At 61.2% G+C, this 13,998-nt stretch carries 12 protein-coding genes; 2 read left to right on the forward strand and 10 right to left on the reverse strand.

The genetic code is table 11. From position 1 onward, the window contains the following. Window positions 1-62: 62 nt before the first annotated feature. A complete protein-coding gene (locus tag BAR1_RS12180) occupies window positions 63-476 on the reverse strand; it encodes a hypothetical protein (protein WP_118943268.1) in 414 nt (137 codons plus the stop codon). After that, window positions 466-3,774: a TM0106 family RecB-like putative nuclease gene (locus BAR1_RS12185; RefSeq protein ID WP_194295007.1), complete on the reverse strand. Its 3,309-nt coding sequence runs from the start codon at window positions 3,772-3,774 to the stop codon at window positions 466-468. The genes BAR1_RS12180 and BAR1_RS12185 overlap by 11 nt, the downstream gene beginning before the upstream one ends. Window positions 3,775-3,879: 105 nt before the next feature. Here BAR1_RS12185 and BAR1_RS12190 point away from each other — a divergent pair, with 105 nt between their 5' ends. Together BAR1_RS12190 and BAR1_RS12195 are read left to right on the forward strand one after the other, a co-directional pair. Further along, window positions 3,880-4,863 carry a helix-turn-helix transcriptional regulator gene (locus BAR1_RS12190; protein WP_118943269.1) on the forward strand — a complete coding sequence of 328 codons (984 nt, stop codon included), beginning with the start codon at window positions 3,880-3,882 and terminating at the stop codon, window positions 4,861-4,863. Between the two features lie 36 nt (window positions 4,864-4,899). Next, the gene (locus BAR1_RS12195; RefSeq protein WP_162891775.1) at window positions 4,900-5,565 is read left to right on the forward strand and encodes a HEPN domain-containing protein; all 666 of its coding nucleotides are present in this window, start codon (window positions 4,900-4,902) and stop codon (window positions 5,563-5,565) included. On the opposite strand, the gene BAR1_RS12200 is transcribed toward BAR1_RS12195, so the two are convergent. From BAR1_RS12200 to BAR1_RS12240, 8 genes are all read right to left on the reverse strand, one after another. Next, window positions 5,547-5,906 carry a helix-turn-helix transcriptional regulator gene (locus BAR1_RS12200; RefSeq protein WP_118943270.1) on the reverse strand — a complete coding sequence of 120 codons (360 nt, stop codon included), beginning with the start codon at window positions 5,904-5,906 and terminating at the stop codon, window positions 5,547-5,549. The two genes, BAR1_RS12195 and BAR1_RS12200, sit on opposite strands and share 19 nt — an antisense overlap. Before the next feature lie 220 nt (window positions 5,907-6,126). Next, window positions 6,127-6,381 (reverse strand): hypothetical protein, encoded by a 255-nt coding sequence (locus tag BAR1_RS12210; protein ID WP_118943272.1) that lies wholly within the window; start codon window positions 6,379-6,381, stop codon window positions 6,127-6,129. Continuing rightward, window positions 6,381-7,055, reverse strand: coding sequence for a YcbK family protein (locus BAR1_RS12215; RefSeq protein ID WP_118943273.1), 675 nt, complete (start codon window positions 7,053-7,055; stop codon window positions 6,381-6,383). The genes BAR1_RS12210 and BAR1_RS12215 overlap by 1 nt, the downstream gene beginning before the upstream one ends. Window positions 7,056-7,121: 66 nt before the next feature. Further along, the gene (locus BAR1_RS12220) at window positions 7,122-7,403 is read right to left on the reverse strand and encodes a DUF6127 family protein (RefSeq protein WP_118943274.1); all 282 of its coding nucleotides are present in this window, start codon (window positions 7,401-7,403) and stop codon (window positions 7,122-7,124) included. Window positions 7,404-7,429: 26 nt separating this feature from the next. Then, window positions 7,430-8,710, reverse strand: a complete 1,281-nt coding sequence (locus BAR1_RS12225; protein WP_118943275.1) for a DUF2793 domain-containing protein — start codon at window positions 8,708-8,710, stop codon at window positions 7,430-7,432. Continuing rightward, window positions 8,707-12,654, reverse strand: a complete 3,948-nt coding sequence (locus BAR1_RS12230) for a baseplate multidomain protein megatron (RefSeq protein ID WP_118943276.1) — start codon at window positions 12,652-12,654, stop codon at window positions 8,707-8,709. Before BAR1_RS12230 ends, BAR1_RS12225 begins: the two co-directional genes overlap by 4 nt. 3 nt (window positions 12,655-12,657) lie before the next feature. Beyond that, on the reverse strand, window positions 12,658-13,101 hold the full coding sequence (locus tag BAR1_RS12235; protein WP_118943277.1) for an NlpC/P60 family protein: 444 nt from the start codon (window positions 13,099-13,101) through the stop codon (window positions 12,658-12,660). Further along, on the reverse strand, window positions 13,098-13,985 hold the full coding sequence (locus BAR1_RS12240) for a DUF2163 domain-containing protein (RefSeq protein ID WP_118943278.1): 888 nt from the start codon (window positions 13,983-13,985) through the stop codon (window positions 13,098-13,100). Before BAR1_RS12240 ends, BAR1_RS12235 begins: the two co-directional genes overlap by 4 nt. Window positions 13,986-13,998 lie beyond the last annotated feature (13 nt).

Here is a 13,998-nt window from a genome sequence, read left to right on the forward strand (position 1 = left end):
TTCTTCCAACCGGTTAACATACACCAATGCACTAATCGACAAAGTCTTACCAAATCTGATTTTCATGGCCGAATACCATTGTCCCACGCCTCGGATCCCGCCTGTCGAGCCGTTGCAACGTTTGCAAACCGCTCGGCCAATTCACGGTCCCCAATCCGAACCGAGTAGACATCCTTGCGTATCGCGGTATGCGTATCGCTCTTAAAAATTACAGCTACAGGAATAGCCGAATCTGCCGTTTCAAAGGCAAAGAATTCAGGGACGTCTCGATTGTGAGGCTCCCACCACAATGACCCTACTTTTTTCCGGTTATCCAATTTGCGCCCGGTCAACTCTGCTTTGATAGCCAAGCCCAAGCGCTGCGCATCCACATTTTCTGGATCACGCGCCAAAACCCGGTCAACGTTGGTGCAACGATCCTTGAGGGTTTTTAACGAGTCCTGGGGCAACCTCGAAATTATCCTGTCAATGTCCATCGAATTCCCTTTCTTTCAACGCACATAGCGTATTCACCAGTTTCATCTGTTCCACCGTGTTGCATTTTGCCTCGCGAAAGCGCGGTGCACCAAAGACCAGCGCCAGCCCCTTTGCCCGTGATACCGCCACATTGATCCGGTTGAGCGAGAACAGGAATTCCATGCCGCGCGATGTTTCCTCGGCGGAACTGGCTGTCATGGAGACAAGGCAGATTGGCGCTTCCTGTCCCTGGAACTTGTCCACCGTGCCGGTGCGGATACCGGTAGGCAGCGCCTCGGCCAAGGCATTGACTTGCGCGTTATAGGGCGCAACGACGATGATATCGTGCGGGCGCACAGGGCGGGCGGTGCCGTCCTTGTCGGTCCAGTGGCCGCGCAGCAGCTCGGTGATTGCTGCCTTGATCGCCGCCACTTCCTCGGGCGCAGTCTGGGCGTTGCCTTCGTGGGGGACCGGCACCCAGAATGCGCCAGCTTCGGGGAAGGACGTGCCGGTCACGCTTTGGCAGGCTGTATCGGAATGGCTTTGCAGCCGACCCTCGTAAACCTGCTCCGAGATAAACCTGCATACATCAGGATGCATCCGGCGGGTGACAGGCAGAAAGATGCCGCGCTCGGGCGGGATGGTGGCGTGATCTCCCAGTACCCATTCAAGGCAAGACAGGTTGGCAGGATGCGGGTGCGCCCCCTGAATGACTTGCGGCAATTGCTGAGGATCGCCGACCAGAACGATATTACGCGCGGCGCGGCCCATGGCCAACATATTCGCCAGCCCCACTTGCCCCGCCTCATCGACAAACAGCCAGTCAAAGGCCTGAATGTTCTGCTCCCGAGCAAAGAAAAACGCGGTGCCGCCCACCACATGAGAGTCTGTAAGCGCCGGATCATCATTCGAGGTCGGGCGAGAAATCTCCTCCACCCCCTCGGGGTAGCCGTCATTGCCCGGTGACACCTTATGCGCCATTTCCAACGTAATTGGCGTATCCTCGTCCTCAACAGCCTCCAAGCATCCCATTAGCACATTGCGGATCGCCTCGTGGCTGTTGGAGGCCACGCCGACCCGCGCGCCGCTGCGCACCAAAGACAGAATTACGCGGGCGGAAACATAGGTTTTGCCGGTACCGGGAGGGCCTTGAATGGGCAGCACGGTTTCGTCCATGCGGGCCACGGCATTGATGGTGCCCGCAACGAAATCGACGTCGTTCAGGATGTTATCCCCCGCAGGGGGCGTTAGCCGCGGGGGGCTGCGTGACAGAAGGTCATCCAGCGCGCGGTAAGTTCTGGCCCCGCATTGGTCTGCAATTACATCGCGCAGGGCATCAGCAATGATCGCGGTCGAGATCGGCTTGTCCGGATGCAGGGTCAGGGTATCGGTCAGAAGATCCGCATTTTTGTTACCGATTTTAAGGGTGATATGCCGCGCAGCGCGGTCCAGTTCCGTGACATTGACGGTGGCCATACCGTCCAGCGTCGGGATGGTCGCCTTGCGCCCCGTCCGCAGCTTGGTTTCCTGTTCGGGAAAACGATATGTACGCTGGACCGAGCGTTTGATTGGCTCGACCGGCCCTATGGCTTGCAATCCCGCAAGCGCGTCCAGATCGTCAATCAGATCATCCTCATCCTTGCCGAGACTGTCGAAAATCGCCCACCATGCCGGCTTCGCCTCGCGGGTGTGGAACATCCCCAGATCAAACAACATCGCCTGCCGATCTTCGGGCAATTCCGATGCCGTCAGCATGGCCCGCAGGGCGTCAGCCTCGGCGTCCTCCTCCACCTCTTTGTCGCCGAAGTCCTCGGCCATTTCCGGCCACGGCCCATCGGGACGGATCCCCACCAGCCAGTCGCGTAGATCCTCGGTCGAGACGCAATCGATGCGGTTGTAATCCTCAATCTCGTCGAGAATCTTCTGCTCGCCGGTCTCCAGCCATTTTTCATAGGCCACGACAGAGCCGCCAGCGGTTTTCACCTCGCCATCGCGCACAAGACCGTAAAACGCCTCCATGGATTTGATCGAATAATTCGGTTCCGAACCGATCAACCCGCCGCGTACCACGGCAAACAGATCGACAAACCGCCGTTCGCGCAGCAGGCGGTCAAGAAAAGCTTCGCCGATACCGTATTTTGCGGTCAGGCGGCGAAGGGCGGTAATTTCATAGGGGGCGTAGTGGTAAATGCGGGCCTGCGGGAATTTCTCCAGACGGGCGCGAAAGAAATCAAACAGATCGACGACCGCCTGCTTTTCAGCCTCGTGGCTGTGCGCCCAGAATTTCACAAACTCGGTATCTTTGGCCCAGACCCCGTGCAAATATTCCAGTCCGCCTTCAAAATGCGGGTCGCCCTCGATGTCGTAAAACAGATCCCCCGCTTGGGGTTCGGGCAGCAGGTCAAAGCCCTTGCCGGGCTCTGGCGGGCGCAATTCGAAATCCGGCGCACCGGTCTTGCGGGCTTGTTGCAGGCGCGCCTGTGTCACCAACCGTGCGCGTGTCGGCTCACTCAACCCGCGCACCGGATGGTCCAGCGTGGACAGCGCCGCGAGTGTATCCACCCCCGTCGCTTCCAGCTTTTTCACTTGCGTGCGGCTGATATTGGCCACGTTGAACAGGCTGTCTTCTTTGACCCAGATATCCGCGCAATGATCCGCCCAGCGACACAGCCCGCAATCGGTGCAGGGCACAGGACGAGTTACCGCGCGGGGTTCCTCGGGACTTGCCACAAAGCTCTCAAGCCTCTCCCGCGCCGCCCGCGCATAGGCGCTGTAATCCCTAAGGCGCAACGTGGCGCGCTCGCCAGTGCCCAGTTCCACATGGGCAAATTCCGGCATCACCCCCTGAATTTCCGCCAGCAGGTCGGAATAGAGCACCAATTGCAGCACATGCTTGGGGTGCGGCGTGCGTTTCAGCTTGGTATCGGTCACCTCATAGCTGAAATCCCCCAGTTTCGAGGGGCGCTCCACCCGTTCCAGGAAATCCGACCAGCCACCCCAGTTGCCCGACAGGAACGCACCCTGGAAAACCACACCCGGCCCCTGCGCCAGAACCTTGCGGGTTTCGGCGGCATTGGCCGCAAGATCTCCGCTGTCGATTTCGACAATCCGCCGTCCCTGCGATTTCAGCTTGTCCAGATGTGCGGCCTCGTGCGCGTCTCCCTGTTTTTGCAACAGTGCCGCATCCTCGCTATCTTCTCGTGGCTTTGGCCCTTCCCCGCGCATCCGCGCCATATCCAAAACGGTCGCGTGCTTACATCCCATGAATTTCATAAGGTCGGATGCCGAAAACAGGATATGGCCGTCAACTTTGCGCAATAAATGCCCCAATTCACTCGAAAATCTACCATCGAGAGAATCATCTCGACAGAACTCACTGTGAACAATAGCCTATAAGGGTGTCAATTCCTGTCGTGGTTGAAAATGTCTTTTGCAAAAGCCCAGGATCTGCTTCGTCTCGCACTAATGGCGTCCTCGCGCCACGGTGGGATCAGCCTTGCGGAAATCCGCGCCGAATTTGACGTGTCCCATCGCACCGCGCAACGCATGACCGATGCACTGGAAGCCACCTTTGCCAATGTGGAAATCACCGACGGGGCGGATCGGCGGCGGCGCTGGCGGTTGCTTGATCCGGCAATCGCGCGGCTGGAACCACGTCAGGAAACCACCATAGAGGCGTTGGAAATTGCCACCATCTCGGCCCGTGACGACAACCGCCTGCGCCACGCCCGTGCGCTGGAAGAAATGAGGGACCGGCTGATGGCCCGCCTACCAGCGCGTGACGCGCTCAGGGCTGAAGCGGATGCCGAGGCGGTTCTGGCCTCGCTTGGCCATGTTGCCCGCCCGGGGCCACGCGCGGCGCAACGTCCCGAGGTCATGGACGCGGTGATCGAGGCCTTGCGCGGCCCGTTCCGGCTGGAAATTTCCTATGGGGCACAGAATAGCAAGCAAAGGATTGTGGAACCGCACGGGGTTCTGCTGGGCCTGCGCAGCTATCTGGTGGCCCGCCAGCCCGCGCGTGGGCCGGAATTGCTAAACTTCCGCATGGACCGGATCCAGACGGCGAATTGCCTGGACGAAAGTTTTGCCTTTGAAGACGGGTTTTCCATCGACACCTATGCGGCAAAAGCCTTCGGTGCCTATCAGGATCCGGCCCAATACGGCGAGGTTGTCTGGCGCTTCAGCCCCGCCGCCGCCGAGCGTGCTGCCGGGTTCCAGTTCCATCCGAACCAGAGTGCCGAGCATCAGCCCGATGGCAGCCTGATCGTCCGCTTCCATGCGGCCGGCTGGCTGGAAATGGCGTGGTTTCTCTATCAATGGGGCGATGCGGTCGTAGTTCTGGAACCGGCAGGTCTCCGTCAACTCACCGAAGGTTACCGACGATCCGATTTCGATGCTTTGCCCTGAATTTCCTTCAGCCCATTCAAACCGCGAGAATTGCCCATGCCAGAAACCATCCCCCACGCCACCCTGAAAGCAAAACAGCGCGCCCTTCGCGTGGATTTTCCCGAAACCATGGGCCTGCGCGTCCACCGCTCGATCAGCTGGATCGGGCGCGCTGAACAGGTCGGTGACGATCACGACGCAGCATTCCTGTTCCTGTGGATTGCCTTCAATGCCGCCTACGCAGATGAGGGATCATTGCAAGGCATCGCCACCGGCGAGCGCGGGGCCTTTGAAGGTTTCTTTGCCAAACTGGTGGCCCTTGATGCCGATCAGCAGATCTACAACGCCATTTGGAAACAGTTTTCCGGCCCGATCCGCAACCTCATGCAAAACAGGTATGTGTTCAATCCGTTCTGGCAATTCCATAACGGGGTCGATGGCTTTGACGACTGGGAAGAACGCTTCAACGCTTCCGCCCGCAGTTTCGCGCAGGCCGTTCAATCCACAGACACGACCCGCGTGCTGAGCTTTGTTTTTGACCGGCTCTACATTTTGCGCAATCAACTGATCCACGGCGGGGCCACATGGAACAGCGCCGTCAACCGCGCACAGGTTGGCGACAGCGCAGCCATCCTTGGCTTCCTGATGCCAGTGTTCATTGACATCATGATGGATAATCCGGACGAGGATTGGGGGCAGCCGTTTTATCCGGTTGTGGATTGACCTCCATAGTCAGGCGTTTCCACGTCACAAACAACCGTTCTCATAAAATCCAGCATGGCCTCTTGCTGCGCGTCTGATAAACGCCGGAAGTGCAAAACAAGCTGCTGTTCTATGGCCGTGGGGCTTGTTCCGTTAATCTTCATCAGCGCCGGATCGGGCTCCAAGAGGTCAAACGGATGGCAATCCAGCGCGACCGCAATCCGGTCCAGCCAATCCACGGTCAATCCTCGTCGCTCTTTTTCTAGATGGCTGATCTGTTGGTTGCTCGCGCCAACACGATCCGCAAGGGCTTGCAATGTAAGCCCTCGCTCTTTGCGTATTTTTGCGATGCAATTCTTCATTGTAAATCAACCCCTAAACCGGCATTGGCCCCAGCTTATACCGGAAACCCTTTGACATCACGGAAAAACACACGCCCTCGCCTGCTCCCGCATAACGGCATAATCGCTCAGCATGTCTACAACCGCCGACCCTTTCGGCAGCGCTTGCACTTCCGCGGCTGCCTGTGCCAGAACCCCCGCGTCATACTCCTCCACCGGCGGGCACACACCTGTGGGCCGCTCAGAACCCACCGTCGTGCAGGCGCTCAGCAAGCTCGTCACGATTGCGAGGGCGGCGAGACGCGGCCTCGAGCATTCGGCGCTGGATTTCATTGGCTTTCTCCGTATTTTCGAGCCGTTCCGCCAGCCGTCCGGCGCGCTCACCGGAGCGGCGCAGGGACAGGAGGAACAGAGTTATTGTGAGGGCGATGGTGGCCCATTTTCCGGCAGTCAGCGCGAGGCGGCTGTTGGTGAGCCATGCAATGAGAGCGCCCATCAGCGGCGGCCTTTACGCCAGTCATCCCAGCGGGCGTAGATGGTGGTTCCGATGCCGATCAAGGCGACAGCGATGAACAGCCAGCGCATTGCGTCGAGATACGGGATCAGCGGTTGCAGGGCGGACTGGGTATCGGTGACAGCCTGTTGCATCACCTCTACGCCCGCTGCGCCGATGGTGGCCACACCGGCTGCGCTGCCGCCTTTCATGGCGCGGCTTTCGGTCAGGGCTTCGCGCAGGCGTGGCGGCTCCGGTGCAAATCGGGCGGCTCTGGGCGGAAACGGGTCGCCCCACTGACGTGCGCGGCCGATGTCGATGTGCATGAAGTTCTGGCGGGGATAGAAGCCGAAGCCGGTGAAGCCTGTTTCGCGCGCCGCCGCTTCAAAACTCTCCGGATCATGGTTGGCCATGGAAATGTCGAACGCCGCGCCCTGTAGATGCATGGAATGTTTGGCCCCGCCGACCTGCCGGTTATAGTTCGGGCTGCGGTAGGCGGAGTTAACAATCATTGGTACACCAAGGCGGTCCCGCAAGGCCTGCAGCTTGTCGAGGGCCGGCTCGTTGATGCGGATCGTGCCATCGCCACGACAGGCGATTTCCTCGGGGCTGAAGTTGGGCCAGCGCCAGAGTTTATCGGGCACGTCACGCCAGTCAGCGTAATAATGGGTGGTCATGGTTTCCTCCAGAAATGAAAAACCCGCCAGTTGGCGGGCATGTGGTTGGGGTGATATTGGGTGGCGTCAGCCGAACAGCTTCAGCTTCACGGCAATGCCCGCGATCAGGGCAAGCAGCAGGCCGGTGGTGATCAGGCGCACGACGGTCTGCCAGGCGGTGCGCCGCGCCATGCGCAGACTGTCGAGCAATGTGCGCAGGTCGTGGATGTCAATGGCGGCTTCCGGACCGTCGAGGCCAACATCGGCCAAAGCACGACGCGCGCCCTGTTCGGCGGCGCGGGCCAGCATGGCTTCGAATTCGTCCTCGGGCATGCGGACATAGCCCGCTTCAAGTTTCGGCGGTGTCATATTCTCTCCTTGTTGTTCGGGGTGGTTCAGACTTCGCGCCACTTCGGGAACACCATCTGGTAGACCCAGTTGTTGGTCGAGGTCATGGTGCTGACGGGGTTGCCGGTCCAGCTGGCAGGCAAGCCACCGGTGATCGCGGCATTGCTGGCGTTCTCGTAAAGGAAAACCTGCGGGGCAACGACGCGGGGATAGGCGCTGGTGCCGCTGCTGTGCGGGTAGTATCGGGTCAGGCCGGGCGTCATCCAGCGGGCATAGCGCGCATAGGCTCCCGCACCACTTACCCCCATGGTGGTGACATACCAGCCTCTGGTCAGGGTTTGCGGGGTTGCCAGGTCGAAGATCTTGTGGCCCGCTACATCGGCCGGATTGGTCCCGAAATCCGCCACCCGATCCCCGATATCCCAGTCATCCCCGTTGGGCGCACCGAGCCGGTAGATACCGCAGCGGATCAGCGCGCCTGCAGTGGTCGAGGCGGTGCCCAGAGACACAAACCCGCCAAGCAGCTGAACGGGGCGATCGACAAAAACGGGCATGAAGTACATCTTGTCCTGCGACAGTGCCTGCGGGGATCCGGAACTGTAGCTCAGGGTGAACGGATCGACCGGCCCCCACCAGTCGGACCCGCCACCCTTGGTCAGGCCGCCGATGCTGCGGCGCTCGGGGTCGATGCCGTTGGGAAACTTGGCCGCGCCGGTATTACCGTCCGCCCGCAAGGTCTCGAAAAACGTGCTGCCGTCGGCACTGACCTTGAGGAAAAAATCGTCACTGCCCGCCGTGCCCATCTCGGCGCGCCCGGACCAGTTGGTCTGGAACAGCAGGCTGGCGGTGTCACCGGATGCGGCCTTGTTGATCTTGAGCTGGTGGCCGTTTCCGGCGTGATTGAGCAGGGTTGCGGCGGCGGAGACCGCCAGCTTGTTGGTGGCGTCCGATGAAGTGCCGATGCCGACGCCGGAGAGGTTTTGCAGGTTCGGCACGAAGGAAACCCAGGCGGACCCGTTCCAGACCAGCAATTCGCTGGCCGAAACATCCCACGCCATCCAGCCAACCTGCGGGATCAGGCGCAGCCATGCGCCGCCGGAAAACAGCGCGATGCTGTTGTCCCAGCCGGACCATGCGCCCGTGGCACCGCTGCCGATGATGTGGCGCTCCCCCTCGGCCGGTGTGCCGGGTGGAGTTGTTGCGCCAACTGCAACAACTGCCATTTGGGCCAGCGCGTCGAGCAGGCTCAGGGCCTCGTTGACGGTGATGTGCTTTTGCGCCTGCGCGGCGGCAAGATAGGGCAAGGACAGATTTGGTGTGTTGGTCATAGGCTTTCCTTGACGGTGAGAATTTGGGCGAGTGGCACACCCCGACCGAGCGCGCCGATCTGGGTGATGCGGATAAAAAGACTGCTGACCGGCCCGCCGAAATCTGCGCTTTGCATGGCGGCGGTGTAGGTGAAGACCGGGGTGGCAATGGTCAAGGATCGCTTGACAGTTACGCCGTCCAAAAATTCCAGACCATAGGCCTCGGTGGCTTCCGACATCGGCACATCGGTCAGCACCCAGCTGTCTGCCGAGAGCGACCGGTCACACCGCAGCCAGCGCAAGGTCAGATCGCCGTTTGCTTCCCGCCGCATCCGCACCTGCGCGGGTGCAAAAGGCATCAGCCCGCGCCCGTTCGGGGTGAATGTTTTGGCCTGCATGATCGCATTCGATGGGGCAGCGCTGGCCGGACCGATACGCCAGTTCCACGGCAGGCCGAGATCGGCCTCGGCAATGGAGAGCGGCTGGATGCCGGAGCCCAACATTACAACCCGCGCTCCGGTTGGTGCGGGGCTGCCCATGGCATCGCCAGTGCCGCGCTGGCCGCGTAGCAGGCGAGTCAGGCGATAACGGCCCATGGCGACCAGTTCGGCATTGCCGAACTGGATGACTTCCCAAGTACCGGGCGCGCTTTCAACCGCCAGCGCATTGGCTCCGGCGAACAATTCCGTATCGGTAACGCTGGTCAGTGTGCCGGAGGAAACATCCAGCAGCAGCTCATTGCCATGATCGATCCGGTTGATCGGACCGGCAAGCAGATCCACAACCAGCGCGCCGATCTGCGCGGCCTGAGCAATAGTGTCCAGCAGGGCAAAACCCGAGGTGTCCGCACTGCGCCATACGGCGGCCGTGCCATACCATGGTTTAGCGAATACGGCGGCATAAGGTCGATACGCCGGAACAGCATCGTCAAGCTGCGGCAGGTCCATCAGGGCAATTTCCGCCGGACCATAAACGGTGGCTCCGGGCAGGCTCGCCGGGCGATATTGCCCCGGTGGCAGGTCGTAAATGGCGGCGTCGGTGCGGGTTGCCTCAATGGAGCGTGCACCTGCATCGCCGATGCGGGTGATGCGATAGTCGATCAGGCGGCCATCATTATCCAGACTGACTACATCGCCGGGATCGAGCGACAAGCGTGACGGCGGCAGCTTGGCCGTCAATGTTTCGCGCCCGACCCAGGCTTCCATCAGGGCACGACGGCAACGCCGGTCGGCCTCTTCCAGCGACACCGCCAGCGGGAAGCTCTCCGAGGCCACGCGGGCGGCCTCCACCGTGACGCGGCGCGCCTCGACAGTGGCGGCATCATACTCCTCGTCGGGGCGCACCAACTGCCATTTGAGCGCTTGTGGCAGTTCGGTTTCCTGTCCGCGTGTCAGTTCCATGACATCGCCTTGCGCAGCCACCATATCGTCGGGTTTGATTGTGGCGGTGGCCCGCTGCCCGCGCGTCACAAACCGGATGATGCCACCGCTTTCCACCGCATCAAACCCGAAATGCCGCGCCAGCGTCGAGATCGAGGCCCGCGGGCTTTCCAGAGCGGAAATTGCAAAGCCCGGAACCGTATCCGACAATTCACTCACGTCGATTAGGCTGTCGTCCAGCCCCGCGCGGCGGCACAACTCGCGCACCAACGCGCCAAGCCCTACCGCCCCGAGCCGCCCGTTCAACCAATGCCCGAGCCGCCAGTTGGGTGCATCGGCCCAGACATCCTCGCGGGCGGGGAAATCCGGATAAGGCCGCGCGTCCCATGTCCAGACAGCCGCCTCGCCCATGTCGATCATCGGCGCGGTGTACACGCTGCTGGTCGGATTGTTGGCCGCCTCACCCCAATAGCCCAGCATCGCTTCGATATAGCGCCGCTGGATGGCTTCGTCCTGCCAGCCCCGCGAAAAGTACGGCAAGGCGCTTTCGGTCGACTTCGGGTCATAGAATACATTCGGCTGGTTGGTGGCGCGATCGACCGCCGGGCAGCCGAGTTCGGTAAAGCGGATCGGCTTTGATTGCGGCACCCAGCTGGTGGGGGATGCGCTTTCCACCCCGCCTGGCCGGTCGTGATGGGGCAGCGTCCACCATGACCGGATGTCCTTGGGGCGAAATACCCATGGCTTGGCATAGGCCCCGTCGGTAATGGGCGTGCGGTTTTGGGCGCTGCGATCCGCATCCGAGGCATAATACCACTCAAACCCTTCGCCGCCCTCGATATTGCCGCGTAGATAGTCGAGATCACGAATTGAATTCCAGCCCGCCTGCGCATCGGCGTGTTCAAAGCCATCGCGCCAGTCGGACAGCGGCAGGTAATTGTCGATGCCGATGAAATCTATATCCGGATCGGCCCACAATGGATCGAGGTGATAGAACAAATCACCCGAGCCATCCGTCGGCTGGTGTCCAAAATATTCCGACCAGTCGGCGGCGTAGCTGATGGCGGTGCTGGGACCGAGAATACCGGCTACATCACCGGCCAGTTGCGTCAATGCAGATACGACCGGATAGGTGCTTGCCCCGTCCCGAATTGTGGTTAGCCCGCGCAATTCCGATCCGATCAGGAAAGTGTCCACCCCGCCAGCCGCTGCGCAGAGATGGGCGTAGTGCAGGATCATGCGGCGATAGCCCCAGTCGGTGCCGCCGGTCCAGGAGACGGCCTCGCCGCTGATGGCAAAATCGGATTCCTGCGCATTGCCGAAGAATGCGGAAACCTGCGTGGCCGCAGTGGCTGTCTTGTCCGCGGTTCCCGCATAGCCCGCCGCCGGAGAACAGGTGATCCGGCCGCGCCATGGGTAAGAGGGTTGGCCAGTTGTGGCCGCGTTGTCCGAATACGGATCGGGCAGCGTATTGCCTGCCGGAATGTCCATCAGCAGGAACGGATAAAACGTGACCCGCAACCCGCGCGCTTTGATTTCCTGAATGGCCTGCACGACGGCAAAATCCGCTGGCGTGCCGCCATAGGCCGTGCGGCCTTTGGTATCGAGGCTGATCACATGGGCACCGGCACGTGTCACGCCATTTAGCGCCCAGATCTTTGGCGTGGTCACTTTGGTGGTGTTCTCGACTCCGGGCATGATCTGGCAGTTCCCGGCGCGCAGATCGGTGCCGAACCATGAAACCACAAGCGAGATGCTCTCGATATTCGGCGCGGCGGCCTGCAACTGGTCGAGCGCCGCGATGATATCGGGCACGGCATTGGTTGTGTGAACGTTTTCCGATGAGGTACTGCCGCCGGTTCCGCGAGACACCGGTTCCGTGGCATAGACAAATTCGCCAGTGCCCGGGATCAGGGTGACGGCGCGGATCATGCCTTCGGCGGTGTCGGGTTCAACAACGGGGTGGAAGACCTCAAAAGACAGCTGCGGGATGCGATTGCCGAATTGCTCCAGCGGCAATTCCTCGAACATCACATAGGCGGTGCCGCGATAGGCGGGGGCATTTCCCGTACCCATTTTTGTCTCGATGAACGGGTCCGGTTGCTGGGTCTCGTCGCCGGTGTAAATCCGCCACGTGACGCCGGAGAGATCGAGCGGTTTGCCATCGGCCCAGATGCGCCCGATCCCGGTGATGGGTCCCTCGCACAGGGCTACCGCGAAAGACGCGGAATAAAGATAGGCCGTGGTGGTCACCTTCGGCCCGCCGCCCTTGCCGCCACCTTGGGTGGTCGTGTTCACCGTTTCGGTAAAATCCGTGGCCCAGATGATATTACCGCCGATGCGCATGCGGCCATAAATGCGCGGGATCACTGCCCCTTCGGTCGAGGTGGTGAGGGTCAGGTTTTCCAGCCGTTGGCCCTCGATCCGCTGCCCGGGGGCGAGTGACGACACAATCCAGCTGTCGATCATTGAGCCGGCAAACGAGCCGATCGCGCCGCCGATGGTGGCGGCGGACACGCCAAGGATGGCCCCGCCGATACTGCCGCCAATCGCGGCACCGGCCGAGGCCAGAAGAATGGATGCCATGATTTACCTCACAGGAAAACGAAAAGCGAAGGCGATCCGGCGCTGCCAGGCAGGCGTCAGATGTTCCTCGATTACGCCCGTGCGCTCATAGGCGTGGATGAAATGCCCACCTCCGGACAGAATTCCCACATGCTTGGCAATCGCGCCCGCGCGCATGCGAAACAGGATGATGTCACCGGCGCGGGCCTCTGCAACGTCCAGCTCCTGCATTGCCGCCCGTGCGGCCTCGGCCAACACCTCGACTGGCCCTGCTTCACCCCAGTCGCGGGAATAAGGTGGCATGGGCATTGGTTCGGGACCCACCACATCCCGCCAGACACCGCGCAACAGGCCGAGGCAGTCGCAGCCCACACCGCGCACAGAGGCCTGATCGTGATACGGCGTGCCGATCCAGCGGCGGGCGGATTTGACGATGCGCGTCGGGGCTGTGTTTCGCGCGCCTGTCATAATACCGATCCCGAATTTGCATCGCCCTTGGCGGCATAGCGGATAATGGTGTCCTGCCCCGGGATATGCGGGAAGCCTCGGAAATTGACGGCGTTGGCGAACCTGGCCTGACAGGTCTCGAACCGCTTGTCGCACCCGGCGAAGATGTCGAAGGTGTGTCCGACTTCGATACCCCGCACAGGGGCCTCAAGCAGGGTGATGATTATGTCCGCGCCGGTGAGCGCGTGACTCAACACCTCGGCCCTGCGTCCGGTATTGGCACCCGTCAGCCAGTGCAGCGTGCCGAGCGCGAACCATTCATTCGAAAAGCCCGAGAGACCCGATACCGCAAAGCCGCGATCGCCCGACAGTGAAACCACAGTGCCCGATGCTTTGAAAGCGGGCGCATTCAGATCGACGCCGCAGCGGGCATCCCCCAAGGCGGCATCGCAACTCGCCTGAAACGTCCGCCCGATGGTTTGCCCCAACACATGGGCGAGACTGCGCATCTCGGCCACGAAATGCAGCCGACCCCGCCGGACCTGGCCGATGGCCCCGCGCCGCAGCAGGGCACGGCTGGCGGTGTCGGCCCAGTTTACCCGCCAGATCTCCACCGTTGCGTTGTCCCAGCGGCCATCAAGAATATCGGTCTCTGTGATGGTGGCGGAGGTCAGCACGCCTTCGGCTTCCTGCGCATCGACCGACAGATCGGAACCGGAACGGATTTCCGAGGCGGTAAAACCGGACTCGGGCTCGAATGTTGTGCCGTCAAACGTCAGAGGGCGATCGTGATCGGTGAAGCCGAACACCGCCCCGTCGTTGCGGGTCAGCCGCCAGCACCAGGCGAGCGTGGTGGTGCCGGAATCGAGATGGGTTTGCAGGGATTGTGGGAATTGCTTTGCCATTACGTCGCCTCTT

It is taken from the genome of Profundibacter amoris (assembly GCF_003544895.1).
Lineage (GTDB): Bacteria > Pseudomonadota > Alphaproteobacteria > Rhodobacterales > Rhodobacteraceae > Profundibacter > Profundibacter amoris.

Bases quoted from the DNA above. Each gene is read 5' to 3' on its own strand.
- BAR1_RS12230 (WP_118943276.1), bottom strand. From the start codon at position 12,654: ATGGCATCCATTCTTCTGGCCTCGGCCGGTGCCGCGATTGGCGGCAGT.
- BAR1_RS12225 (WP_118943275.1), bottom strand. From the start codon at position 8,710: ATGACCAACACACCAAATCTGTCCTTGCCCTATCTTGCCGCCGCGCAG.
- BAR1_RS12180 (WP_118943268.1), bottom strand. From the start codon at position 476: ATGGACATTGACAGGATAATTTCGAGGTTGCCCCAGGACTCGTTAAAA.
- BAR1_RS12190 (WP_118943269.1), top strand. From the start codon at position 3,880: ATGTCTTTTGCAAAAGCCCAGGATCTGCTTCGTCTCGCACTAATGGCG.
- BAR1_RS12215 (WP_118943273.1), bottom strand. From the start codon at position 7,055: ATGACCACCCATTATTACGCTGACTGGCGTGACGTGCCCGATAAACTC.
- BAR1_RS12235 (WP_118943277.1), bottom strand. From the start codon at position 13,101: ATGACAGGCGCGCGAAACACAGCCCCGACGCGCATCGTCAAATCCGCC.
- BAR1_RS12200 (WP_118943270.1), bottom strand. From the start codon at position 5,906: ATGAAGAATTGCATCGCAAAAATACGCAAAGAGCGAGGGCTTACATTG.
- BAR1_RS12240 (WP_118943278.1), bottom strand. From the start codon at position 13,985: ATGGCAAAGCAATTCCCACAATCCCTGCAAACCCATCTCGATTCCGGC.
- BAR1_RS12195 (WP_162891775.1), top strand. From the start codon at position 4,900: ATGCCAGAAACCATCCCCCACGCCACCCTGAAAGCAAAACAGCGCGCC.
- BAR1_RS12220 (WP_118943274.1), bottom strand. From the start codon at position 7,403: ATGACACCGCCGAAACTTGAAGCGGGCTATGTCCGCATGCCCGAGGAC.
- BAR1_RS12210 (WP_118943272.1), bottom strand. From the start codon at position 6,381: ATGGGCGCTCTCATTGCATGGCTCACCAACAGCCGCCTCGCGCTGACT.